Annotated in this window: 1 protein-coding gene; it reads right to left on the bottom strand. The window is 36.6% G+C overall.

Annotated features, from left to right (window positions below; genetic code table 11):
* Positions 1 to 31: 31 nt before the first annotated feature.
* A protein-coding gene (locus tag QM830_RS10880) for an IS3 family transposase (protein WP_152903631.1) occupies positions 32 to 1,383 on the bottom strand; the annotation gives its coding sequence in 2 pieces (ribosomal slippage) (positions 32 to 942 and positions 942 to 1,383; 1,353 coding nt in all).
* Between the last annotated feature and the right edge of the window lie 56 nt (positions 1,384 to 1,439).

Here is a 1,439-nt window from a genome sequence, read left to right as displayed (position 1 = left end):
TGTATTGACCCCAAAAAGTTAGACAATTAATTTATCCAAAGGATTTAGTTCTGTATTGCACAGGACTGAGTCCTTTTAGTTTTACCTTAATTCGTTTGTTGTTGTAATAATCAATATAGTCTACAATAGCTTGCTCCAATTGCTCAAGTGAGTGAAATGTCTTCTCATAACCGTAAAACATCTCAGACTTAAGAATGCCAAAGAAGGACTCCATCATGCCATTATCTGGGCTGTTTCCTTTACGTGACATGGACGGTTGGATTCCTTTATCCTCTAAAAAATGATGATAATACTGATGTTGATACTGCCATCCTTGGTCACTATGGAGAATAGTATTTGTGTAATGATCCTCACTGAAGGCCTGGTCTAACATAGATTTCACTTGTTCTAAATTTGGTGAAGTCGAAAGATTATAGGCGATAATTTCGCTATTAAAGCCATCTAAAACCGGCGATAAATAGAGTTTTTGACTGCTTGCTGGAATGGTAAATTCTGTCACATCTGTGTAGCACTTTTCCATTGGTTTGGATGCTTCAAATTGGCGTTGAATAAGGTTGGCTGCTTTCTTTCCAATCTCTCCTTGGTATGAAGAATACTTCCGTTTACGACGAATTCGAGCACTTAAACCAAGGACCTTCATCAGGCGTTGAACTCTTTTGTGATTGACCACATAACCACGATTTCTCAATTCAAGAGTCATTCGGCGAAAGCCATAATTTCCTTTGTGCTCAGTAAAAATAGATTGAATTTCAGCTTTAAGATCTTTATCTTTGTCAAACCTATCCAGTTGCTTCAACTGATAGTAGTAAGTTGAGCGAGGTAAACGAGCCGCTTCAAGAAGTAAATCTAGTCGAAATCCTCCTGAAGCCATTTCTCTAATTGTCTCTGCCTTTCTAGTTGTAAGGCTTCGTCCCTGACTTCTAGCTCTTTTAACTTTTTTAAGTAAGCCACCTCGGTACGTAAGCGTTCATTCTCTTCTTGGAGCCGCTCTAGTTCTGTCATTTCTTCCCAAGTTTTCTTACGTTTACGTCCCATTTTAGGTACTCTCCCTCTTGTTTTCTCAACAATAGTATACCCGTTTTTCTTGTATTGTGCCATCCAATTTGGAAGCATACCACGATTTGGGAGAGCATATTCGAGAGAAACTCTATCTTGAGACCAGTTTTCATGTAGAACTTTATCAATCATTTCTTGTTTTAATTCAGGAGAGTAGTAACGATTTTTTCCTTTTTTGACGAACTCTATTCCATAACAATCAATCAATTTAATCATGTACCTAAGATTAGAATTGTTTATCCCAAATTTATTTGAAAGTTGCTCTAAGCTATATCCTTGTTTTCTAAGTTCATAGATCTGAACTTTATCTTTATAAGTCAATTTCATAATAAAAACACCCCAAAAGTTAGATTTTTTCTGTCTAACTTTTGGGGTGCAGTTTA

The sequence above is a fragment of the Streptococcus sp. OMI750 genome (assembly GCF_047463895.1).
GTDB lineage: Bacteria > Bacillota > Bacilli > Lactobacillales > Streptococcaceae > Streptococcus.
This window is presented reverse-complemented; position numbering and strand designations above follow the sequence as displayed.